Here is a 23,372-nt window from a genome sequence, read left to right on the forward strand (position 1 = left end):
ACACTAAGGTGTGAGGGCTTTTTTATATTGATGACATAAGTGCTATGAGACCTTAATCCGATTTTGTTGGTGCACTTTTTGACGAATCATCCATTAATGATGTGCTTGGATGCGGCGCATACTTGTTGACTAAGACAACCAAAAACAACACTGGAAAGCCAATAACACTGGCAGCGACAAAGAAGTTCACATAGCCAAATGCGTCGACATAAGCGCCCGAGAAGCCCGCGATAAATTTAGGGAAAAGCAACATAATCGAAGATAGTAAGGCATATTGCGTTGCACTGTAGCCGTTGCTAGTGAGACTCGAGAGATAGGCAATAAATGCCGCCGTGGCTATCCCAGCGCTGAAGTTATCCACGGAAATAGCAAAGGTTAAAAAGGGCACGTTGTAGCCAATCACTGCCTGCCACGCGAATAGCAGATTGGTTACGGCAACCAGTAAGGCACCGAGGAAAAGGATCTTCATAGTTCCGAAGCGAGCTAACAGAACGCCGCCAAAGGCTGCGCCGACTAAGGTCATGATCAGACCATAGATTTTACTCAAATAGGCAATTTCTTCCTTAGTGAATCCCATGTCCACATAAAAGACGTTCGCCATAATCCCCATCACAATATCCGAGATCCGGTAGCAAGAAATCAGTAATAAGATGAGGATAGCGCTGCGGCCATAGCGTTTGAAAAAGTCGATAAAGGGTAAAATACTGGCCGTATATACCCAAGATATGCCCGCTGCGATAATTCTAGGATAACGTGCACTTAAGCGTTGTTTTAGCACTAATTCAGTGGCATCGGCGGCGCGGGTATCGACTTCGGGTTCGCGGCTAAAAAGCGTGGTCAAAATCCCAACAGACATCAATCCTGCCATAATCAGGTAAGAAGTTTGCCATGCCACTAAGTTGTATGCCGTGTTACCGGGTTCAACCCAAGCCGCTATCGTGAGAGCACCTGCGGTGGCGATAATCATGGCGCTGCGATAACCCACTTGATAGGCCGCTGCTAGTGCGGCTTGCATCTTTTCTGGGGCTGATTCAATCCGAAAGGCATCAATAACAATATCTTGAGTGGCTGAGGCAAAGGCGACCATTAATGCGAACAGTGCCAAGCGCTCGAGATCTTTGAGAGGGTCACTAAAAGACATGCCTAAGATGGCACCAACCAATAACAACTGAGCGAACAGCATCCAGCTACGGCGGCGGCCTAGAAATCGAGTTAGCAGCGGCAATGAAAGCCGATCGACTAAGGGTGACCAAGCCCATTTAAACGCATAGGCTAAGGCTATCCAGCTGAAATAACCGATTGAAGTGCGATCAACACCAGCTTCACGCAACCAAAAGGATAACGTTGAAAATACCAGCATTAATGGTAGACCAGCAGAAAAACCCAGTAATAACAGGATCAAAACCCGCTTGTGATAATAGACACTGAGGGCATCGAGTGTACGTTGAATAAAACCTGTTGCGGACATAGGCATGAGTCTAAGTGTTTAATCCGCTTAGCTTACGGGTAAGGTGCCATAGGGTTCAAGGGCTAATGGTATTCCTTTTACTTTGGAGTCCCGTTTAGCACTATAAGATGGTTGAATATGGCTCGAGAGTTAACTGCTTGTAGCTAAAAGTTTACCGCTTATCTTTATCGCTAGCATAGATCTTGATAGTAAGGAGAGCGTAATAATGTACACACGAGGAATTGGTTTACGAAATAAAAAAGGCCCTATTACAGGCCATTTTTTATCGATAGGAATGCTGAACTTAAGGTCTTATCCCGATGCATCCCTGCGGCACTCGGCCGCCTAAACTCAGGTAGTCACAGCAATCATTTACTTGCTTACGCAGATATTGATTACCGCGGATCACACAGTCAGGCCACCTGTTAAAGCTGTGGAGCAAGTGCCAAAACACTTTTTCAGTTTCAGTTTGCGCTTCGCCAGTCGAATTCAGTTGCTGCCATTCTTCTAACGTGTCCCATAAGTAAAGTTGCACTTCATGGAAGTCGAGTTCTTCACTCAAAAACGCTTTTCCATAGAAGGCGAGTTGGGGCGCTTTATTATCGATGAACTCAGTTGCTGTCATCGTTTGCCTCCTTTCTGTTTACTATCACAGTATAGATGCAAAATTAGCGCTTTTGCTCGAAATTATATTTTGATTACTGTTTTGGTAATAATTTGGCTTTTTTCAATATGATAGGGGTAACAGGAACATCGGGCCAATTGAGCTTAGTGTTAGTTCCTGTCTCAACGACAGCCATAGCTTCGAGGACGGTTTTACCTTCAATCACTTCACCAAATACGGCATAACCCCAACGACGTTTAGAGGGATCGAGTTTAGTGTTGTCGGCTACGTTAAAGTAGAACTGACGAGTGGCTGAGTGCGGCTCGTTTTCACGTGCCATGGCGATAGTGCCCATGCTATTTGTTAGGCCATTTCCCGATTCGTTGACTATCGGCTTACCCTCGGGTAGCTCTTCATACTTGGGGGTGATTCCGCCGCCTTGCACCACAAAGTCACTGATCACGCGGTGAAATATTGTGTTGTCGTATTCGCCTTTAACGACATGAGTTAAAAAGTTATCGACAGTGATTGGTGCACGAGTTCTATCTAGCTCGACCACTATTTTGCCTAAGCTAGTATCAAATTCGACTCTGGGATACAAGGTATCGGCCTGAATGTCGAGTGCGAGGCTATGATGACTTATAAAGATGAGTAAGAGGGCTGATATCCAACGGAGCATATTGATTTCCTTATAATAAACTGACGCTGTTATTTTTGTAGAAACTGATTAAGCTCAGGATCGTTTAGAATCTCGCCGGTAAGTTGGCCGAGTAATTTGTTCATATCCAGTTCTAAAGTTGCAAAATCGGGCGTTAAAGGACCTTTTAAAGTGCCTTTGGCTTTATAGCGTTTAACCAGCTCTTGGGTGGAGTTTTTGGCTTGAACTGCGATTAACACACTGTGTTTTGCCTCATAGCCGAAGGTCTTTTTAGTGATATCCATTTGCAATTCTTCTAATTGAATTTGCACTGAATTAGTTGCGCTTGGGTCGATTTGGTAGCCCGCTTGAGCAAAACCTGCGCGGAATACTTCATCGAGTAACAGTTTAGGCGGTTCGCTCGGGCCAACTAAACGTGTTTTTGTCCCTTCTTCAATAAAACGAGCAACATAATCGACTGTGCGTGTATCTACCGTTTCAAGAGCGATAGGTACAAGTTGCGCCGTTTGTTGGCTGATATTGGGCACTTGAGGGCTGAAAGCCATATGAGTCGGATTTTGGCTGGCACAGCCCGCGAACAGCAGGGGGAAAGTCAAGGTCAGTAATAGCCGTTTCATGGGATCTCTCGTACAAGTAAAAGTGGCTACAGCATACCAGAAATCACTTTTGATGCCACAGAACACCGTGATTCAGTTGAGGTACAGCTTTTATTGCTAATATCTTGTGCTCATTATTCACATCCGTGTTTTCTGTGCATTCACATCATTTATTCGCATAGTTACAAGGCATGGAAGGCAGGTTAAATATGGAAAAAATATCATTCACTTCGTTATTTGTTGGCCTGATGCTGGCGTCAGGCCTGATGAGCTCCAATGCGCTCGCGGGCGATTCTGCCCATATACTGGGTGGTAGTTTAGGTTACGGTACCCAAGAATTTGAAACTAAGAACGGTAAATATGATGCGGGTGACACCTTAACCAGCAACTTATATTACCGCTATATGCTCAACGAGCATTTTGGGTTTGAGGCGGGTTATTTAGCGGGTTCAGGTGGGGTGGCGAGTGCGCTTGTTAGCGTCATCAGTGAGATAAAAGATTTACGTTACCAAGGTGTTAGAACCGCCGCTTACGCTGAATATGCTTTGTCTCGTGGTAACAGCCTGTATGCCAAATTAGGCGCTGCTTACACTCAAGTCAGCTATGAGATAGATAAACAAGATATGGACTCGGATGATGTCGGTTTTTATGGCGCTGCAGGCTGGCAATATCGATTTAAGTCAGGATTTGGTTTGAATTTGGAATACCAATATATCCCGATGAAAGAGCTTGAATTACAGGGGATCAACTTTGGTATTAGTTACCGATTCTAATCTCTCCTTATCCAACGATTAAAGCGCCTTTAGGCGCTTTAATCGTTTTACAAACAAGGAATTTAAAACATTAAACCGAACACTGGCTGGCAACAAAATGACAACATTTTGTCCTTGCACTCTTTTAATGCAATGGGGGACAGGTTAGAGTAAAAATTCGATGTTTAGAATGAGAGAGCATAGATGCTCCCGCGTCTTTTTTGTAAGGCTTAGTCATGTTAACGATAGCAACGCAAATCGCCCCAGATAACCTGATCAATCAGAAGGGCTTACCCCATTTCGGTCATTTCGATGGCATAGTCAAAACCTTAGGTTTAGCGGACTTTGCCTATTTCGATACCATGGATAAACCTGCTTCAGCGTGGGCTAAGCATTTCGATTATAAACAATTTCAGTTTGTCTCTTTGGTCACGCCGCGTTATGTCCTAGGCATCGCGCTTGCCGATATTGCCTACGTCGGCAGTGCTTTTTGTTATTTATACGACATAAAAACCAACACACTCACCCAGCTTGATTGGCTAAAACCTTTGAGGTTTGGCTATCAAATGACGCCATCGCCAGCCGAGGGTCGAAGTAGTATTGGCCGTAAAGGGGCGCAGTTAAGCTTTGAGATTGTAGAGGGCGGTTGGCGGTTAGTGATTGATACTAAAAACATTCAAGCCGATGTGACTTTACACTCAGCCCCCTTAAGTTTGCCTATGGCTATGTGTAGTCCTACTGGATACAACGGCTGGACTTACACACAAAAGCATAATGGTTTGACCGTTAAAGGTAGTTTGACTGTGGGTCATGAGCCGCAGCCGCTGAATCAAGCTTTAGCAGGCTATGACTTTTCGGCGGGTTACATGCGCCGTGATACCAGTTGGCGCTGGGCGTCAATTAACGCGCGGATCCATGAGGGCATTATGGGACTTAATTTAGCGGCGGGTGTTAATGAAACTGGGGCTACTGAAAATGTCTTTTGGATTAATGGTGAGCGTCATTTACTCGGGCCAGTGCAATTTGAGTTTGATCGCCATGCCACGCTCGGCGCCGAGGTTTGGCGAGTCTACAGTCAAAATGGCCAAGTGGATTTGCAGTTTGCGGCGCGCAATTGTCGCAGTGAAAAGTGTAATTTGCTCTTGCTTAAGAGTAATTTCCGCCAGTTCATCGGTCATTTCAGCGGCACTATTACCGATAATCAAGGACACAATTACCAGTTAAATAATGTTCTGGGACTCGCCGAAGATCATTATGCCCGCTGGTAGCTAACGATGACTAACGGATCGCAGCTGCCTGCGTTGTGGCGTTGAATGCGGTTTATAGAATGCAGTTAGAGTTTTTATAAAAGTAACAATAAAAATAATCATAAAATAAAAATAGAACAGGATGATCTTATATGGATATCGCCTCGCTGATCCAGCACCCAGAATTGTTACTGCTGGTGCTTGCACCTTTGTTTTTCGTGTGTATTTTGCTGGAATGGTACTTTGGCGATAAAAGACAAAAGCTACCGTTAAGTGCACGTTATCGCGGCCAAGAAGTGCTGTGTAATTTCAGCCTCGCGGCCATGCATCAAGGTGCTGATTTACTCACTGGTTTGTTGATCGCTAAGCTGTATTTGGCGATTTTTGGTTGGAAGTTATTCGATATTGAAATGGGCCCATTGAGCTTTATTGCTTTGATGGTCGCGCAGGACTTTTGTTATTACTGGTTCCACAGGGCGAGCCACAGAGTCCGCTGGATGTGGGCGGCTCACGTGGTGCACCATAGCTCTGAGAATATGAATTTTAGCACTGCGTTTCGTCAGAGTTTAATGTATCCCTTTGCAGGCATGTGGGTATTTTGGTTACCGCTGGTGGTCATAGGTTTCGATCCAAACTGGGTGGTGTTTGTGGTATTACTCAATCTGGGATTGCAATTTTTTGTGCATACCCAAGCGATTAAATCACTCGGACCGCTGGAATGGGTCTTCAATACTCCATCACATCACAGGGTGCATCACGGTCGTAATCCCCAATATATAGATAAAAACTATGCGGGTGTGCTGATTATTTGGGACAAGCTGTTTGGCACTTTTGAGCCCGAGGTAGATACTGTGATTTACGGCATCACTAAGCCAGTGAATAGTTTTAATCCCTTTAAAGTGACTTTTAGTGAATGGCGAGACATGTTTGCAGAGGTCACAGCGACAGGGTTGAGTGTTAAACAACGACTGCGTATCTTGTTTGCTCCGCCTTCCAGCAGTTTAAAAAGCGAAGAATAACAATTCACTGCATTTTCCAAGTTAAATAGCGCAAATGGCTAATAGAGTCTTGAATTTAGCCTTGCTAGCCTATATTCCGTTTTTTGCCACTGTTTTGGTGTAAAAATGTACAATCCCATACTTTGGTGGTACTTTTTGGGGTAAGGAATTTAACTCGGGAGGACTTATCATGATGGATGAACCTCGATTATCCGCGGAGGAGCTTGCTTGTTTTAGCGAACTTTTTTCGCCGACTCGTGTGGGCACTGCCTTGACTAACGATCCCCTGGTCAATCATGTGCTCACAGTCACAACTGAAGTGCCGCAAGTTATCGCCTCGATTCTCGGCAAGGCAAAACTCACTTTATTGGCCGAAGTCGGACCCTATAAACTCTGGTTTCCGCTACTGATGAAAGTGGATGACTTTGGACAGTTTCAACCCACTTTAGGTGTACCTGAAGTGCTAGATGCCTCGGGAGTGGAGCGCAGTTGGCGGTTAACTCAAGCCGATGATGTGTGGATATTCGACCACGATCAAGGTGAGCAATGGTCTGTTGCCTCGCTATCTAGTTCTGGCATGGCCATTCGTGCTAAATCACAGCAGCAATTTAAACAATTGTTAGGCAGTAAAGACTTGCAATTACAATTGCCCAATGGCGAGACTATGCGCGTCGATATCGAGCCTATTCGTAGCGAGAAAGGTCTGGCTTTCGTTAAGTTTCAGGCCGAAACCGAAGAGCGTGAAGCGTTACGTCAATTCTTATTTAGTCGGCACCGTAGCCAGCACGCTCAGCTCTACCGTGACTTACGTTAGTACCTGCATTGCGACAGTTTTCGGCCTTGTGTTAGTTGACCTGTTATCTAAAAATCTCAGTTCTGCAGCTCAAATGTGAAATCTACTGATTTTGAAACTGTCATTTGTGATTGCTGTGCTTTTCCCCGATTGTTACCTGCCAATCTGTCGCTCGATGGATTAGAATGGCGGTGAATTCAACACATCAGAGCGAGCGGTATGCACGTACATATTTTAGGGATTTGTGGAACCTTCATGGGTGGTCTAGCGTTATTGGCTAGGGCCAAAGGGCACAGAGTGACGGGCTCGGATGCCAATGTCTATCCTCCAATGAGCACGCAACTAGAGGACCAAGGCATTGAGCTTATTCAAGGTTTTGATCCTAGCCAGCTGGGCGAAGCTGGGCACTATCCTGACTTAGTTGTGATTGGTAATGCCATGAGCCGGGGTAATCCTTGTGTGGAAGCCGTGTTGAACATTGGCATCCCTTATACCTCTGGCCCACAGTTTTTAGCCGATCATATTTTGCCTGAGCGTTGGGTGCTGGCAGTGTCTGGCACTCACGGTAAAACCTCGACTTCTAGCATGTTAGCCTGGATTTTAGATGATTGTGGTTATGAGCCTGGGTTCTTAATCGGTGGCGTACCGCAAAACTTTGGTGTGTCGGCACGTTTAGGCAAGACCGCTTTCTTTGTCGTTGAGGCCGACGAATACGACAGTGCCTTCTTCGATAAACGTTCGAAATTCGTGCATTATCATCCGCGTACCTTAGTGATCAACAATCTTGAGTTCGATCATGCCGATATTTTTGCCGATCTGGCTGCGATTCAAAAACAGTTTAACCACTTAGTTCGCACCGTTCCTGGCGAAGGAAAGATCATTTGGCCCGCCGATTCCCATGCCGTTAAGCAAACGATTGATATGGGTTGTTGGAGTGAGCAAGAAACCTATCATTTAGCCGAATCGACCAGCGGTTGGTATGGCAAAGCGTTAAGTGATGATTGCCATCGCTTTGAAGTATTTTTTGATGGCGAGTCCCAAGGTATTCTCGAATGGGATTTGATTGGTCAACACAATATTGAAAACGCCATGATGGCCATTGCTGCCGCACGCCACGTGGGCGTTAAGCCAAGTGCTGCAATTGAAGCTTTAGCTAAGTTTATGCCACCTAAGCGTCGACTCGAATTACTCGGAACCGTTAACGGTGTGAGCGTATATGACGATTTTGCCCACCATCCGACGGCCATTGCGACCACGTTAAAAGGTATGCGGGCTAAGGTTGGGCAGAGCAAAATTACTGTGGTACTCGAGCCGCGCTCAAATACCATGAAGAGCGGTGTCCATAAAGACACTTTAGCTTTTTCTATGATGCAAGCCGACGAAGCCTTTTTATATCAAGCCGATACCATCGACTGGAATATGAAAGAAGCCATGGAAGCGGCGGTGATCCCTGTGACTGTGTTACATCAAATTGATGATGTGGTCGCGAAAGTCGCAGCAACCGCCAAAGCAGGCGACACCATAGTGGTGATGAGTAACGGCGGTTTTGGTGGGTTACATAAGAAGCTGCTGGCCGCATTAGAACAGGCTTCAACTGTAGAGCAGGTTAGCTAAGATGGCCTACGCAAAGTCGACTAAGGCGATTAGTTTAGCTTGGACGGGCGCCTCGGGTGCTCCCTATGGGCTTAAGTTACTCGAGTGTCTGTTGGTATCGGGTTATCAAGTGTTTTTGATGATCTCCAGTGCAGCTCGAGTGGTATTGGCGACGGAACACGGCTTACAGTTAAGCGCCAACAGTGACAAAGCCCATGCCCAGCTGTTGGCTTTGCTGCACGAAAAAGGCGTGATTATTGCTGGCGAGTTAGTGGTATTAGGCAAAGATGAGTGGTTTTCACCGCCTGCATCGGGTAGCGCAGCACCTAAACAAATGGTGATTTGTCCTTGCTCAACGGGGACGTTAGCGGCAGTTGCTACCGGAATGAGTAATAATTTACTCGAACGCGCCGCCGATGTGGTGATTAAAGAGCGCGGCCAACTTATCCTAGTACCGAGGGAAACTCCTTTTAGTACCATACACTTAGAGCATATGTTAAGCCTTTCTCGCCTCGGCGCGACCATTATGCCCGCTGCACCCGGCTTTTATCACAATCCCAAATCGGTAGAAGATCTGGTAGACTTCATGGTCGCTCGAATTCTCGATCATTTGGGCGTTGACCATGCATTAACGAGTCGCTGGGGTTATGACAAACAGTCTAACCGCGACCTCGACAATTGAGACTTATATGAAACACACCACCGAAGTGATGATCTCTGCTGAAGAGATAAGCCAGAAATTGGATCAAATGGCCGAGCTAATCAATGCCCATTATGCCCACAGTGAACGTCTGCTGATGGTAGGCTTGTTAAAAGGCTCAGTGGTCTTTATGGCTGACCTGTGTCGCCGCATTAAAGGCCATGTTGAAATCGATTTTATGTCGGTTTCCAGTTATGGCAATACTATGACCAGCTCACGGGATGTGAAAGTGCTGAAAGATGTGCAATCAGATATCGCCGGTCGCGATGTGCTGATTGTGGAAGACTTGATTGACTCAGGTAACACCTTAAGCAAAGTGCGCGAGATGTTGTTACTGCGGGAGCCTAAGAGTCTTGCACTGTGCACCCTGTTGGATAAACCTGAGCGTCGTGAAGTGGATGTGAAGGTCGATTTTATCGGTTTTACTATCCCTGATGAGTTTATCGTAGGTTATGGTATTGATTATGCCGAGCAGTATCGCAATCTACCTTATATCGCCAAAGTCGTACCACTCGATTAAGTGTCCGATACAGTTTAAAACTCCCGCAACAGGCGGGAGTTTTGCTTTTTGCGTCAATATAAAAAGTATTAATGATTGAATCATTAAATATTGTCTTTTCAATCAATTAGCTAACTTTTTGCGTTAGTTCTGCAACCCATCATTGTAATTGTGTTTTTTAGCACCATCTTATTACTTTCTAATGTGTAAGGATCGGTACAAATATGGCGAATATTACCCATGCTCTAGTACTCGAAGGGCTTAAAAAAACCTATAAAGGCGGCGTCGAAGCGGTCAAAGGCATCAGCCTCACCGTCAATCAAGGGGATTTCTTTGCCTTGCTCGGCCCCAATGGTGCGGGTAAATCCACTACGATTGGTATTATCAGCTCCTTAGTGCAGAAGAGTTCAGGCACGGTCAAAGTCTTTGATTATGATATTGATAAGCAGCTAGAACACGCCAAGCTCTGCATTGGTTTAGTGCCACAAGAGTTTAACTTCAACCAGTTTGAAACCGTGCTGCAAATTGTGGTGAATCAAGCGGGTTACTATGGTGTGCCAAAACCTATCGCCCTTGAGCGTGCCCAAAAATACTTAAGTCAACTGGATCTGTGGGAAAAGCGCAATAGCCCTTCGCGGGAATTATCCGGCGGGATGAAGCGACGGTTAATGATTGCGCGCGCCCTGATGCACGAACCTAAATTATTGATTTTAGATGAACCTACCGCAGGTGTGGATATTGAACTGCGCCGCTCTATGTGGGAGTTTCTTAAACAAATAAACCAGCAGGGCGTGACGATCATCCTGACCACTCATTACCTTGAAGAAGCGGAAATGCTTTGCCGTAATATCGGCATTATCGATAAAGGTATTTTAGTGGAATGCACTAGCATGAAGGCGTTGCTGAGTAAGCTGAATATGGAGACTTTTATTCTCGATCTTCGTCGCGATACTGGAACGGCCCCCGTGCTCGATGGCATGGCTTGTCGCTTAACCGACTCTCATACCTTAGAGGTGGATGTAGCGAAAGAGCATAATCTTAACGATGTCTTTAGCCAATTGAGCGCAGCCAATATTGAAGTGCTATCGATGCGTAACAAGTCTAATCGGTTAGAAGAACTCTTCGTCGAACTCGTGAAGAAAACTCAGGGAGCCTCAGCATGAATCAGCTCTACTTTATTGCCTTTAAAAGTATTTTAAGTAAAGAGATTAATCGTTTTACGCGAATTTGGATCCAGACCTTAGTCCCGCCAGCGATTACCATGACTTTGTATTTTTTGATTTTTGGTAACTTAGTCGGCAGCCGGATTGGAGAAATGGGCGGCGTATCTTATATGGAGTTTATCGCCCCTGGTTTGATCATGATGTCGGTGATCACTAACTCTTACTCGAATGTCGCTAGCTCATTTTACAGTGCCAAGTTTCAACGTAATTTAGAAGAGTTGATGGTGGCACCTGTGCCCCATTATGTACTGATTGCTGGCTACGTCGGTGGCGGTGTGGCGCGCGGTTTGTGTGTCGGCCTAATAGTGACGTTAGTTGCCATGTTCTTTGTCGACATAAGCTTACATCACGCAGGTTTAGTGGTGATGACGGTATTTTTAACCTCAGTGCTATTCTCATTGGGTGGCTTAATTAACGCTGTTTTTGCCAAAAGCTTCGACGACATCAGTATCATCCCCACCTTTGTGCTTACCCCATTAACTTACCTTGGCGGCGTATTTTACTCCCTGTCACTTTTACCCCCATTTTGGCAAGGCGTGTCGGCACTCAACCCTGTGGTCTATATGATCAACGTGTTCCGCTACGGCTTTTTAGGCTTCGCCGATATCAGCGTGCCATTATCCATCGCCATTATGATCGGTTTCTGTGTCGCACTTTGGACCTTAGCGTATTACTTAGTCTCGCGCGGAATCGGCCTGCGTTCCTAGACATATTTCTTTAGAGCGTAATAGAAAAAGGGAGCCATTAAGGCTCCCTTTTTAGTGTCAACAACTCGTTACTTCATACGACGACGCATTGCCGCCAGTGGTAACAATAAGGCGGTTAGCCAACCTAATGCTCCGCCATCATCTTTTTTAGCTGGAGGTATTGGTTTTGCCGTTACTTTAACCGTTACTGTACTAGGATTGCTTTCTAATTTTCCGTCAGACGCTGTTACTGTAAAGACCAGATCTTGTGCTCCACTAGGTGCGGTGAAACTTATTACCTCTCCACCATTGGTGAAGGTCACTGGAGTTCCACTCGTCTGAGTCCAAGTATAAGTCAAGGTATCTTGATCTATATCCGCGCCATTAGCTTTTGCTGTTAACACAGAACCTTCAACACCAGTTGAACCGACTGGAGCGACTGTTGGTGCGTCATTTACATTTTTTACGTCAATGGTAACAATTGCCGCAGCGCCAGTATTGCCATCTTCGTCTGCAGATGTATAGCTAAGCATATCCGGACCAAAGTAATTCTCTGCAGGTGTATAATCAATTCCACCTGTTGAATTGATTGAAGCAGTGCCGTGCGAAGGTGCTTGTACAATAGCTAAGCTGCCTAATGCTCCTTTTGGCATGATATCAATAATGCGTTGGGCATTTTCCGTAATGCCATCACCTGTAATTGATACTCGAGCAACTTTCATATCTGGTTTGATATCATTTTTTAAGACATCAATTGAGACTAAAGCTTCTTCGTTGGTTTCAATTACATCGGCTTGTCCAACATTGAGTGATGTCGCTGTAACATCGTAGTTAATAGTGACATTTCCTGCCGTTGTATTTTTTAAGGTTAATGCATCACCTGTAGAAATATTGCCACCTGTACCATTAAAGTTATAAGTCGTCCCAATAGTACCGCCTACGTTTTCAGCACCAATAGTGACGTTTGCAGGTATATTTGGAATATTGATATAGTTGAAGACAACCTCTTCAGTATCACCTGTCCTAATCCAAACACTGAATGTATAAGCTGTACCTGATGTGTCGCCATAGAGTTGGCCTTTATTCCACTCTAAAGCTAACCATTTCACTCCAGCGCCATCTGTGAATACTCCAACAGCTAAATCACCGCCACCAGTATCGCCGACAGACTTATCTGATAAGTCGAAATCAGACCAGAATGGAGCAAGGATATTATTTGGGTTACTACCATCTGGTAATTGTTTATTTGCAAAAGTACCACTTGCACTTCCGCCTCCAACAATCGCTAAACCATTGTCTGAGATTGTTATTTTGCTGTAGCTCACGCCGTTGTATTTAAAGCTTGGAACTGTAAAAGTAAAGGCTTGTTCATCACAGCCTTCAGGGCAAGTAACGGGAACAACACCTAAGCCAACGATACTTGGAAATCTTTGAGCACCTTTGGTTGTTGCCATTTTAGGTAAATTTAGTTGGCCTACCCATGTCACTAAGCCCAAATCTTCATTTACCTGCAATCCATTTTGTGTTGCACCTGCTAAAGTGACTTTTACATCATCTTTTGAGGTTAGTTTAGTACCTTTAGGCGCTTGTGCTGTTACTGTGACTGTATTTGCAAATACATTATTGTTCACAGTTGCAACCAATGGGATCACGTCACTCGCAGTAATATCTGTTTTGGTTGTTAGTGTAGAAATTAAGGATGCATTACTTGATTCTTTAGCCAAAACAGCTAGAGGTAAATGAGCATTTTGTAACCCTTCCGCGCTGTTGATTAATATGTTTCCGAAGATCCACTCGCCATATTCAGCGAAAGTTGAGTCAACGGTTACAGTAAACGTGGCAGAGGCTCCTGCGGCAAGTTCTAAGGTAGAGGGGGATACTGTGATGCCTGTGCTATCTGATGAAGTTGATAAGCTCCAAGATGTCGTTGCATCGCTTTTGTTATAGACAGTACGAGTGAAGGTGCATGGACCAACGCAAGAGTCTGAAGCAATTGAAGGTTTGTCAAAGGTTAATACTGCCTTGGCTGCAGCATCTAAATCCATGCGACCTGCACCCATGTCAAATGGAGTTGCTGGGGTTGTTGCATCATCATCGAGAATGTCTTCATATTTAGCCGTAGAAGTGAGAGCCGTTTTTATATCATTTGCGCTCCACTCTGGGTGCAGTTGGCTCATAAGAGCTGCTGCACCTGCAACATGAGGGCTTGCCATACTGGTGCCAGAGATCATATTAAAGTCTTCACCACCATCATCAGGAGAAAAAGCTGACAGAATGTTGGTACCAGGTGCTGCGATATCCGGTTTAAGAATATTTTGGTTGCCATCAGGACCGCGTGAACTGGTGCTATTTAGGTTATCAGCAAGTTCAGTAACCATGATGCGTTTAGTTTTTGCAACTATAGTACCAGTTGTTGCAGTATCTCCCATTGCTTCGATTACAGCTAAACCTGCATCTTTCGTAATCATGACTGCAGGGAATGGTTCGCCAGGCATAGACATAGTCGTCGGTGCACCTGCCGCATTGTTATAAACTACAAGGGCTTTAGCGCCTGCAGCTTTTGCGTTTGTTGCTTTCAATGAAAAGTTACATGTTCCGCGAGAAATCAATGCAATGCCATCTTTGAACGAATCCGCAGCAAAGGCATCACAACCATTAGCATTTTCAGCGTCTAAATTAACGGCCGCAATCACTGGAGCGGTAACATCTTCTGAGAGCACAGCATCAGAACTTGGGATAGCAAGTAAATCACCTCCACCGGTATTAAAGCTATTAGCGAAAAAACGCCCTGTTGTAGTGTTAGCAACAGTTATTCCTGATTCAATACAAGCTGGGCAGCCAATAGTTTGAGGACCATTACCATCGTTACCGGCAGCGCTAACTACAACAACACCCGCAGCTTCTGCAGCTTCAAACATGGTTTTGTATGGGCTGCTGGCTGGGTCACCACCTGCGCCACCACCCCAAGAGTTATTGATTACATCTGCGCCATCATTAACAGCATGCTCTAAGGCTTCCATTAACATGATGTTTGAACCACTACCACCAGTACAGTCAGCTTTACTATAAAGAGCTTTATAAACCATTAAGTAAGCAGCTGGAGCAACACCTGATAACTCAACAGGGATTTCTTTGAAGGTTGTTGATACTTTATTGCCAACGGCGGTTCCTGCTACGTGAGTACCATGGCCACCAAAACCGAGTGGGCTCATGTATTCATCAGCGCAAACAGGGAATGTAGGTTGCGACCAACGCGCAACGATCAGTTTGTTATTACAGAAAGATGCATCAACAGTCGAGCAATAGTCATCCGATGGTAAATTTCCACTTGGTGCGGTAAAGCCAGCGTCAGTAAACATGGGGTTTTCAGGACGAATGCCACCATCAATGATTGCGACTTTAATTCCTTTACCTGCATTTTCCATCCCAGAAACGGCTTCCCACATTGCTTGGGAATTAATAACTTGGTGAGAAGCATCCATGTTTATTTCATACATGGTTTCTGGATAGACTGATTTAACACCTGGCATTTGAGCCAGTTTTTCAGCGGTTAATCCTTGGCCAACAACAGTGACACCATTAAATAATGTTTGAAAATGGCGTTCTATTTTTGCATTAGGTACTGTTTTAGCTAGAGCAGAAGAAAAATTGTTCTGCTCTTTTGTAAGATGATTGGCGTAGCTTTTTACTTCAGCTGACTGTACGTTGATTTTTTGACCTTTTTTTGCTGAAGCTGTTGCAGCAAACGAGCCAATACCACCTTGGTATTTAGCGAGTGCAGGAGATTCCATTTCAACAATAAAACGTTGTGGTGCACCTAAATTTGTTGTTGCCACTTTAGGTTTGCTAAATTTATCGTGAGATGTGATCTCGGGTGAGTAAGGTTTAAATGTAAATTCACTGTTAGCAATAGCTGCGCTTGAGAGTAGTGCAGCGGAGATAGCGATCGATAGTTTTGTCTTCACAACTTCTTCCTTGTCAATTAATGCTTTCAGCACTTTATTAAACGTGCCCGTAGCTGAATTGTTATAGTTTTTGCTGTACTCTTTGGTGTCAGCAATGAAGTTGTAACACAAATATATCGTATGGTTAACACTTTTGCGGTAAAAAAGATGTTAATCACACTTTGCGGTTTGTTATGTTGTTTGCAGGTAGTTTGCTGTTTTTCCTGTTTAAGGCTTAACCGCTCTGACGATTGGGTTTTGTAGGCTGATCAAGGTTTCTGTTGATTGGATTTCATCGATAGATTGAATGCGATTGATGAGCACGTGTTGTAAGCCGTCGATGGATTGGCACATGACCTTTACGAAAATGCTGTAGTTGCCTGTGGTGTAATAGGCTTCGACGACTTCTTCGAGAGCGTTGAGTTTGGCGATAGCGGCGGGGTAATCGCCAGCGCTTTTAAGGTTGATACCGATAAAACAGCAAACGTCATAGCCTAGGGCTTTAGGGTTTACCGTGATTTGCGCACCTGTAATGATCCCCGCTTGCTTCATTTTTTCTACCCGAACATGGATAGTGCCGGCGCTAACGCTAAAGCGTTTAGCGAGTTCGGCAAAGGGTGTGCGGGCATCCTGCATTAGGGCTTCGAGGATATGATTATCGAGTTGATCGCGCTGAAATGCGGTATCCATAAATAAACTCTCTATAACGTAGTGAATTGTCATAAAGTTACGTTTTTTTATGGGGAATTGCTAGCGATTTTGCCCGTATTATTTGATTTTAGTGATCATTGTTCGCCCAAAGGCTCACAAAAAGGGACTTTTGCGCTAAAAGTTATACTGACGCCCGAGTAGGGATGTTTGATGGTGAGCTCTGCTGCATGTAGTAATAGTCGAGGCGCTAAGGATTTTGCCAGTGAGTCGGCATAAAAACCATCGCCTAAGATCGGATGACCTAGCGCCATCATATGCACCCGTAATTGGTGTGAGCGGCCTGTGATTGGCGTCAGTTTAACCAGCGTTGAGCGTTTGGCGCGGCTCATTACTTGGTAGTGAGTCAAAGACGGTTTGCCAACAAGATGATCGACTTTCTGTTTAGGGCGATTTGGCCAGTCGCAGATCAGTGGATAATCAACGCTGCCAGTGTCATTTTTGACATGGCCTGCAACCCTTGCATAATAGGTTTTGCTGGTTTCTCTATCGTGGAACTGACGTTTTAATTCCCGCTCGGCGCTACGAATAAGGGCGACAACGATCACGCCAGAGGTCGCCATATCGAGGCGATGGACGATTTGACAATGGGGATGCTCTGCTTTTACCCGGGCATAGACACTGTCGTAATGGGCGGGGTCGCGACCGGGCACAGACAACAATCCTGAAGGTTTGTTGATGACGATAATGTCTTTATCTTGATAAAGAATATCTAGCCAAGGAGTGGTCGGTGGTTGGTAAATAAAATCAGTCATAAATAGTGCCTATTCGTCAATGCGGGGCAAAGATACTCTGCTCGGCTTGAGGGCGCAAGTGTGAGGCCTAAAGATCGGCTGTGTCATTATCCTTGCTGACAAAAGTAAAGCGGATTAGTTGATGATTTGCTGATAGAGCTGTATTTGAGTTTTTGTTATACTCCCGTCCTTTTCGTTAATGATCATTTTGAGTCTGTGAAGCCATGAGCCAGCCAGAGATATACACTCCCGAGAATCTTTCTCACGTCCATAACCGTCTTGAGTTATTGGCGCCTGCAAAAAATGCTGACTACGGTATCGAAGCCATACGCCATGGTGCCGATGCGGTATACATAGGTGGTCCTGCATTTGGTGCGCGGGCAACGGCGGGTAACAGTGTTGAAGATATCGCGCGCCTGTGTACTTATGCTCATCAATATCATGCTCAGGTATTCGTCGCCCTCAATACCATTTTGATGGATAACGAACTGGCCGACGCCGAAAAACTTATTTGGCAATTGTACGAAGCGGGAGCTGACGCGCTGATTGTGCAGGACATGGGCGTATTACAGCTCAATTTGCCGCCGATTGCCCTGCATGCCAGTACCCAAATGGATAACCGCAGTCCAGAAAAAGTGGCGTTTTTAGAGCAAGTTGGTTTTTCTCAGGTGGTGCTCGCCCGTGAATTGGGCTTAAGCCAAATCCGTGATGTCGCCGCGCATACCAATATGCAACTCGAATTCTTTATCCACGGTGCTTTGTGTGTGGCTTACAGTGGTTTGTGTAATTTGAGTCATTCCTTTAGTAACCGCAGTGCTAACCGCGGTGAATGCTCGCAAATGTGCCGCCTGCCGGGGAATCTTAAAACCCGTCAAGGGGATGTATTAGCGCAGAATGAACACTTATTGTCTTTAAAAGACAATAACCAAACTGAAAACCTCGAAGCGCTCATCGATGCGGGCATTCGCTCGTTTAAGATTGAAGGTCGCCTAAAAGATTTAAGTTACGTTAAAAACGTCACCGCGCATTATCGCCAAAAGCTAGATGCGATTATGGCGCGTCGTCCCGAGTTTAAGGCTTCGTCCCACGGCCGCTGCGAACATAGTTTTACCCCTGATCCTGAAAAGACCTTTAACCGTGGCAGCACAGATTACTTTGTTAACGAACGTAGCCAAGGAATTAAAGATTTCCGCTCGCCCAAATACATAGGCGAAGAAGTCGGTAAAGTGGTCAGCATAGGTAAAGACTTTATCCAAGTGAGCTCTAGCCATGAGTTTAATAACGGCGATGGCTTAGCGTTTTTCCCCGCGAATTTTGCTATGGCAAAACAATCCGATGACAAGCTGCAAGGCCTGCGGGTTAACCGCGCCGAAGGGTTAAAACTGCATATATTGCAGGTGCCAAAGGATTTAAAAGTTGGCATGACTTTATATCGTAACCATAACCAAGCCTTCGAAGCCCTGTTATCGAAAGAATCTTCTAAGCGGATTATCGGCGTCGATTTACGGTTGAGCGACACCCAAGATGGACTGGCGCTGACCTTGACGGATATCTATGGCCTAACCGCTACAGTGAATTTAGTGGTCGAGAAGACGCCTGCGACTGATGTCGATAAGACCTTACAAAATACTCGCACTCAGTTGGGTAAGCTCGGCAGTACCGACTTTGTTGCCCGTAGCATCAGTATCGATACGGCCCAAGCTTGGTTCTTGCCCGCATCAGTGTTAAATGGTCTGCGCCGTGATGGTGTGGCCGCCTTAGAAGCTGCCCGTGTGCAAGGCTATGTGCGTCCACTGCCGTGGAAGCATAATCAAGATGCAGTCTATCCCGTCAAGCATTTGAGTTACTTAGGCAACGTTGCCAACGAAAAGGCCAAGGATTTTTATCAACGCCACGGCGTGATTGAAATTCAAGATACCTATGAGAAAAATGGCGTTACCGAAGATGTGCCATTGATGATCACTAAGCATTGCCTACGCTTTAACTTCAATCTGTGTCCGAAGGAAGTACCAGGCATCAAGGCCGATCCTATGGTGCTTGAAATCGGCAATGATGTGCTCAAGTTGGTATTCGACTGCCCTAAATGCGAAATGATGGTGGTCGGTGAAAACCGTCAAGTGCGAGGCCAGAAGCACCTTTAATATTTGTCATTAGGAGCATTGCCCGAGTGCAATGCTCCTAGCACCTATTCAGCTACATCCACGCACCTACACCAGCCTACCTCTCATTGATGTTGCTCTCACCAGCGTCACTCTCATATTTTCATCAAAGCCTTATATTGCACATGCGGTAATGAGCAGATATCTTATTGAAAATAATATCAATAATAAGGGATGTTAAAATGGGATTGTTAGACGGTTTACTCGGTAATGCTGCTGAGGTTGATTTACAGGAATTAGCCGAGGAATTAAGGCCTATCATGGGCATTCAAGAAGAATTAAAACTCGCCTACAAAGTGATCCGTGATTTGTTTATTTTCACCAATAAACGCCTGATCTTAATTGATAAGCAGGGACTTACAGGCAAGAAGGTTACTTACCATTCAATACCTTATAAATCTATTACCCATTTTGAAGTGGAAACGACAGGGCATTTTGATATGGATGCAGAGCTTAAAATTTGGATCTCAGGCCAGAGTGAACCTTTAGTCAAAGAACTCAAGCGTGGCACGGATGTCGTGGGTATTCAAAAGACTATTGCCACTTTTGCACTTTAGTTTTTTTGCACTTTAGTCTTAGTGCTGCGACTTAGATTCATTTAGTGCTATCAAGCTTGGAATTGTTATCGCAAGCTGACGGTTAATGTGAGTAAGGTAAGCCAAGTTTTATCTGGGCTTACCTATCCTCGCTATCGAGTGTGATTCAAATCTGCTTGATTAATTTAACACTATCCTACTTGTGCTAGTGGAGTGCTCTATCGGTTCGCCCGCCATAGTATAGGTTTCGGAAAGCTTGAGTTTGCCTTGCTCATCGTATTGATTGTGGATGCCGACCCAGAATTGCTCCTGTCCCTGAATTTGTAAATTACCTTCTTCGGCAATCTGGCGATTGGGATGATAGCGTTTCATTGCATAAAGTTTGCTTTCATCATCAAATTTTAAATGATAAGCCAATATGGGTTCTTCGGTGTGAGCGGCGACATCTGCTATTGTTTTATCTTCTCGCTGTTTTGTCGTGGCATTGCCATTGGGGGCGTGATACTTCTGACGAGATAAATATGCGTTATTTCTACTATTGCTAGCATGATGTTCGCTGTTATCCGTACGGTTATTTGGTCCGTTACTTTGCCCATCAGCATCGTCTTCATCATAGTCATAACTAGGATTTTCTGGGCTATCCCATTCAGGTTCTTCATCTTCCTGAGTTGCTATATTTTCATGGAAATCAAAGTAGTGACGGCTTTCTATCAGTTGGCCTTGTTCATCTAGCCAGGCTTCGCGGTACACTTTTCCTTGGGGCGTAAAACGTTGCCAATGGCCGATATCGAGGTAACGACCATTAGTAATTTGGATTGTGCCAGTTTCTAAAATTAAACCTTGAGGGGACAAGGATTTAGAGCTAAATAAATCCCCTTGCGTACGGGTGAGTAACCAGCGAATGGCACCATCTTCATAGTATTCGATGCGAGTATCGGCAATACCTTCTTGATAGTATTCCCTTTGATTATTATCAAGATTATAGCCGCAGCGGGTATTCGAGTGACTCTGATAGGATTCGAGGATCCCTTTGTTATTATAAAAGCTGGACTCTTTGAGGTAGCCTTGGCCATCACGAACTTCATATTCAGAAATTGTACGTATCGTGCCATCTTCATAAAACCAGCGAGCAGTGCCATCACGGTTGCCCTGTGTGTGCGGTAGGTACATCTGAATTTGCTGGTTTTCGTGGTATTCAATAAAAGGGGCTACCGAGAGGTTATTTTTATATTGGCCTTCGGCCGAAAGCACGCCACTTTTATAATAGCTTTTAAACAGACCTTCCCTTAGTCCCTTTTCAAGATAGATCTCAAGGGCGAGTTGACCATTGTCGTGATACCAAAGGGCCATGCCTTGTTCTTTACCATCCTCAAAATAGATTTTTTCTTCAAGTTGACCATTGGGATACCATTTTACATGTTCGCCATGTAATTGGCCTTCGGTATTGAAGGGTTCACGCCATGCAGGCTTACCTGAGTCGTAAAACTCTTCAATGACTTTGCCCGTCACATCATTAAACACTTTTTGTTTAATCGCTCCATTGGGATGATACCAAACGGCTTCATATTCATAGCCTTGGTTGTAATATCTTTCAGCTTCTAGTGAACCATCAAGGTAATATTGTTTTTCAATTCCGTGGATAACATCTTGCACTAAGGGCCGGATCAGCTGTATTTTTCCAGATTCATAGTAGCGAGTTAATGTATTGATATAATAGCCATTGCTATCTTGTTCGGCGGTTTCTTTAAGCTGACCATTGCCATAAAAGTATTGAATAAATTGACCTTGGGGATGGCGATCTTCTATTTGATTGATCTTGCCCTCATGGTCGTACCACGTTTGTGTTCCAAGTTGCTGATCATGAATAAAGTTACCTTCAAATAACAGGGTACCTAGGGCATTGAATTGGCGGGTCACGCCATTACGTTCGCCAAAATAGTTTGAATCGACGGCTTGGGTAAGTCCTGGGCTTTGGGTGATGATTCTAAGTATACCTGCACCTTCTTCAGTATTGAGTTGGTGAAAAATGCGGTGCAGTTGGCCTGTTAGGCTGGCGTAATCTTGAATATCGCCTTGCACTATATTGTCTGCATCGAGGGTAAAGTGGCTTATCAATAATGCATCGAGATTGTTAAGCTCAACTTGCCACAACGCCTTTATTTGGCTGTTCTTTTTGGGGGTGATACTGCACACTTTTACCTTGTCGAGCCAAAAGTGCTGCTCGGGGAAAGGGAATTGATTGCTGATTTCGAGGCGGTCGAATTCGGTATGGTGGAAGTCGCAGCATTCATTGGCGTTTTCCCAGCCCAAGAGTTCTATGACTTGAGGCGTATCATACTGATAGAGAGTTAAGCCGTGGTCGGCATTTTCTTCGCAAGAAGTTGCGTCTGCCTTTGTCGCATGGATTTTTAAGCTGAAGTAGCGCTGGAATAGCGGTGCAGCGACTGACGGCTCCTGCGTTAAATCTTGTTCTTGGCTGAGTGTTTGTGATTCAGTTTGAAGATGAATGTCTTTTGGATCGCGGCTAGTTTGGTTTGAGGGAAATAACTTGGCTTTGAGTGCGCGAAACAACGACATTGGGGGAAATCTCCATATCCATATGTAAAACAATAAGCTTATCTGAGTGATACTCATGGCAACTGAGTATTTCTGTGCGCATATCATAGCGGTTTATGGATTCGTTTCTCAATGCTTGATTGCTCAAAATACCGTTTAATCAGAGTGGCACATTAATAAAAGCAGAGGAATAAAGACAAAATGCTTGATAACTTTTTTGCAAAATTACCCACAGATTTATCGGCGGAAGTGTTTGAAAAACTGGCGGGTAATGACACTGTGACCATAGAACGCATCGTTTCCAATGGGCAATATACCCAAGCTACCTGAAGATACGAGTTTCAGAGCGCTTAGGGTGCTTCAATTCAAGGCGCATCAATGACAGAATGTCGGCCACCTTCTGAATTGATGCAACACGGAAGTGGAGTGCCCTAAGCGCTCCGTCCCGGCGGGTTTTAACGCACTCTATGCCGTGTTGGCTATTTTTAACTTAGTCCACTAGGTCTGTAAATAGCCGCCTTGCCTAAAGTGCGTTAAATTCCCGCTGAATCCTGCATCTTCAGGTGGTTTGGGTATCTACCCGAAGGTCAATGGTACGATCAAACTCAACATGAATGGGTGATGCTGCTCAAAGGCGAGGCGACGCTTGAATTTGAACAAGGTGAACCCGTTACGCTAACCCCTGGAGATTACTTAACCTGAGATCGGTTTAACTAGCCATAACTGTAATAGCATTAAACTCCGCATTAGTGAGGTTCAGTTGTGGCTTATTGTCTTTCAATTGATAGGCGATGAGTCCCGCAATCATATTGAGCATAAAACCATGCACGCTGCGGTGTCTTGAGTGCTCTATTTGAGAGATATTTTTTAACTGGTCGTTGATGGTTTCTATGATAAAACGTCTCGACAGCATCGCTCTATCCCACAACGACATTGCCT

The 23,372-nt window shown here is 44.9% G+C and carries 21 protein-coding genes and 1 pseudogene; 13 read left to right on the forward strand and 9 right to left on the reverse strand.

The annotated features are described in order from the left end of the window. Positions 1-52: 52 nt before the first annotated feature. From L5L77_RS11230 to L5L77_RS11245, 4 genes are all read right to left on the reverse strand, one after another. Positions 53-1,468, reverse strand: coding sequence for an AmpG family muropeptide MFS transporter (locus L5L77_RS11230; RefSeq protein WP_219250383.1), 1,416 nt, complete (start codon positions 1,466-1,468; stop codon positions 53-55). Positions 1,469-1,751: 283 nt separating this feature from the next. Continuing rightward, positions 1,752-2,072, reverse strand: coding sequence for a hypothetical protein (locus L5L77_RS11235; protein WP_028761869.1), 321 nt, complete (start codon positions 2,070-2,072; stop codon positions 1,752-1,754). Positions 2,073-2,145: 73 nt separating this feature from the next. Then, on the reverse strand, positions 2,146-2,730 hold the full coding sequence (locus tag L5L77_RS11240; RefSeq protein WP_263222730.1) for a peptidylprolyl isomerase: 585 nt from the start codon (positions 2,728-2,730) through the stop codon (positions 2,146-2,148). Positions 2,731-2,759: 29 nt separating this feature from the next. Further along, positions 2,760-3,326: a YajG family lipoprotein gene (locus tag L5L77_RS11245; protein WP_105250136.1), complete on the reverse strand. Its 567-nt coding sequence runs from the start codon at positions 3,324-3,326 to the stop codon at positions 2,760-2,762. 227 nt (positions 3,327-3,553) lie between these two features. Between L5L77_RS11245 and L5L77_RS11250 the strand changes: the two genes are divergently transcribed. The 9 genes from L5L77_RS11250 to L5L77_RS11290 all read left to right on the forward strand — a co-directional run bounded on the left by L5L77_RS11250 (position 3,554) and on the right by L5L77_RS11290 (position 11,817). Then, positions 3,554-4,078, forward strand: a complete 525-nt coding sequence (locus tag L5L77_RS11250) for a porin family protein (protein ID WP_411569232.1) — start codon at positions 3,554-3,556, stop codon at positions 4,076-4,078. A 215-nt stretch (positions 4,079-4,293) separates the two neighbouring features. After that, complete coding sequence (locus L5L77_RS11255; RefSeq protein WP_263222733.1) at positions 4,294-5,325, forward strand: DUF2804 domain-containing protein; 1,032 nt, start codon at positions 4,294-4,296, stop codon at positions 5,323-5,325. A 131-nt stretch (positions 5,326-5,456) separates the two neighbouring features. Further along, entirely contained in the window at positions 5,457-6,323 is an 867-nt protein-coding gene (locus tag L5L77_RS11260) for a sterol desaturase family protein (RefSeq protein ID WP_263184413.1), read from the forward strand. A 169-nt stretch (positions 6,324-6,492) separates the two neighbouring features. Next, positions 6,493-7,116 (forward strand): hypothetical protein, encoded by a 624-nt coding sequence (locus L5L77_RS11265; protein ID WP_006080282.1) that lies wholly within the window; start codon positions 6,493-6,495, stop codon positions 7,114-7,116. A 198-nt stretch (positions 7,117-7,314) separates the two neighbouring features. Continuing rightward, the gene (gene mpl / locus L5L77_RS11270; protein WP_198572859.1) at positions 7,315-8,709 is read left to right on the forward strand and encodes a UDP-N-acetylmuramate:L-alanyl-gamma-D-glutamyl-meso-diaminopimelate ligase; all 1,395 of its coding nucleotides are present in this window, start codon (positions 7,315-7,317) and stop codon (positions 8,707-8,709) included. A gap of 1 nt (position 8,710) precedes the next feature. Then, the gene (locus L5L77_RS11275) at positions 8,711-9,370 is read left to right on the forward strand and encodes a flavin prenyltransferase UbiX (protein WP_263222735.1); all 660 of its coding nucleotides are present in this window, start codon (positions 8,711-8,713) and stop codon (positions 9,368-9,370) included. A gap of 7 nt (positions 9,371-9,377) precedes the next feature. Further along, positions 9,378-9,908, forward strand: coding sequence for a hypoxanthine phosphoribosyltransferase (gene hpt / locus L5L77_RS11280; RefSeq protein ID WP_028761726.1), 531 nt, complete (start codon positions 9,378-9,380; stop codon positions 9,906-9,908). Between the two features lie 203 nt (positions 9,909-10,111). After that, complete coding sequence (locus tag L5L77_RS11285; RefSeq protein ID WP_113939775.1) at positions 10,112-11,050, forward strand: ABC transporter ATP-binding protein; 939 nt, start codon at positions 10,112-10,114, stop codon at positions 11,048-11,050. Further along, positions 11,047-11,817, forward strand: coding sequence for an ABC transporter permease (locus tag L5L77_RS11290; protein ID WP_006080287.1), 771 nt, complete (start codon positions 11,047-11,049; stop codon positions 11,815-11,817). Before L5L77_RS11285 ends, L5L77_RS11290 begins: the two co-directional genes overlap by 4 nt. Positions 11,818-11,885: 68 nt before the next feature. Here the strand turns inward: L5L77_RS11290 and L5L77_RS11295 are convergent, their stop codons facing one another. The 3 genes from L5L77_RS11295 to rluA all read right to left on the reverse strand — a co-directional run bounded on the left by L5L77_RS11295 (position 11,886) and on the right by rluA (position 17,203). Continuing rightward, the gene (locus L5L77_RS11295; protein WP_263222737.1) at positions 11,886-15,761 is read right to left on the reverse strand and encodes a S8 family serine peptidase; all 3,876 of its coding nucleotides are present in this window, start codon (positions 15,759-15,761) and stop codon (positions 11,886-11,888) included. Between the two features lie 207 nt (positions 15,762-15,968). Then, positions 15,969-16,430: a transcriptional regulator AsnC gene (gene asnC / locus L5L77_RS11300; RefSeq protein ID WP_006080290.1), complete on the reverse strand. Its 462-nt coding sequence runs from the start codon at positions 16,428-16,430 to the stop codon at positions 15,969-15,971. A 95-nt stretch (positions 16,431-16,525) separates the two neighbouring features. Then, positions 16,526-17,203 carry a bifunctional tRNA pseudouridine(32) synthase/23S rRNA pseudouridine(746) synthase RluA gene (rluA, locus tag L5L77_RS11305; RefSeq protein ID WP_263179478.1) on the reverse strand — a complete coding sequence of 226 codons (678 nt, stop codon included), beginning with the start codon at positions 17,201-17,203 and terminating at the stop codon, positions 16,526-16,528. A 203-nt stretch (positions 17,204-17,406) separates the two neighbouring features. Here rluA and L5L77_RS11310 point away from each other — a divergent pair, with 203 nt between their 5' ends. Further along, entirely contained in the window at positions 17,407-19,323 is a 1,917-nt protein-coding gene (locus L5L77_RS11310) for a peptidase U32 family protein (protein WP_263184404.1), read from the forward strand. A gap of 200 nt (positions 19,324-19,523) precedes the next feature. Next, on the forward strand, positions 19,524-19,898 hold the full coding sequence (locus L5L77_RS11315; RefSeq protein WP_105250128.1) for a PH domain-containing protein: 375 nt from the start codon (positions 19,524-19,526) through the stop codon (positions 19,896-19,898). A gap of 159 nt (positions 19,899-20,057) precedes the next feature. Here the strand turns inward: L5L77_RS11315 and L5L77_RS11320 are convergent, their stop codons facing one another. Continuing rightward, positions 20,058-22,454, reverse strand: coding sequence for a toxin-antitoxin system YwqK family antitoxin (locus L5L77_RS11320; RefSeq protein ID WP_263192616.1), 2,397 nt, complete (start codon positions 22,452-22,454; stop codon positions 20,058-20,060). A 180-nt stretch (positions 22,455-22,634) separates the two neighbouring features. On the opposite strand from L5L77_RS11320, the gene L5L77_RS11325 reads away from it, so the two are divergent. Together L5L77_RS11325 and L5L77_RS11330 are read left to right on the forward strand one after the other, a co-directional pair. Beyond that, complete coding sequence (locus L5L77_RS11325) at positions 22,635-22,763, forward strand: hypothetical protein (protein WP_006080295.1); 129 nt, start codon at positions 22,635-22,637, stop codon at positions 22,761-22,763. Between the two features lie 207 nt (positions 22,764-22,970). Then, positions 22,971-23,132, forward strand: a pseudogene (locus tag L5L77_RS11330) (cupin domain-containing protein); the annotation flags it as partial. 10 nt (positions 23,133-23,142) lie between these two features. On the opposite strand, the gene L5L77_RS11335 reads toward L5L77_RS11330, so the two are convergent. Then, positions 23,143-23,372 (reverse strand): transposase (locus L5L77_RS11335; RefSeq protein ID WP_263222740.1); only part of this gene is annotated, 230 nt, incomplete at its 5' end.

This window comes from Shewanella sp. SM29, from assembly GCF_025654245.1.
Lineage (GTDB): Bacteria > Pseudomonadota > Gammaproteobacteria > Enterobacterales > Shewanellaceae > Shewanella > Shewanella oncorhynchi.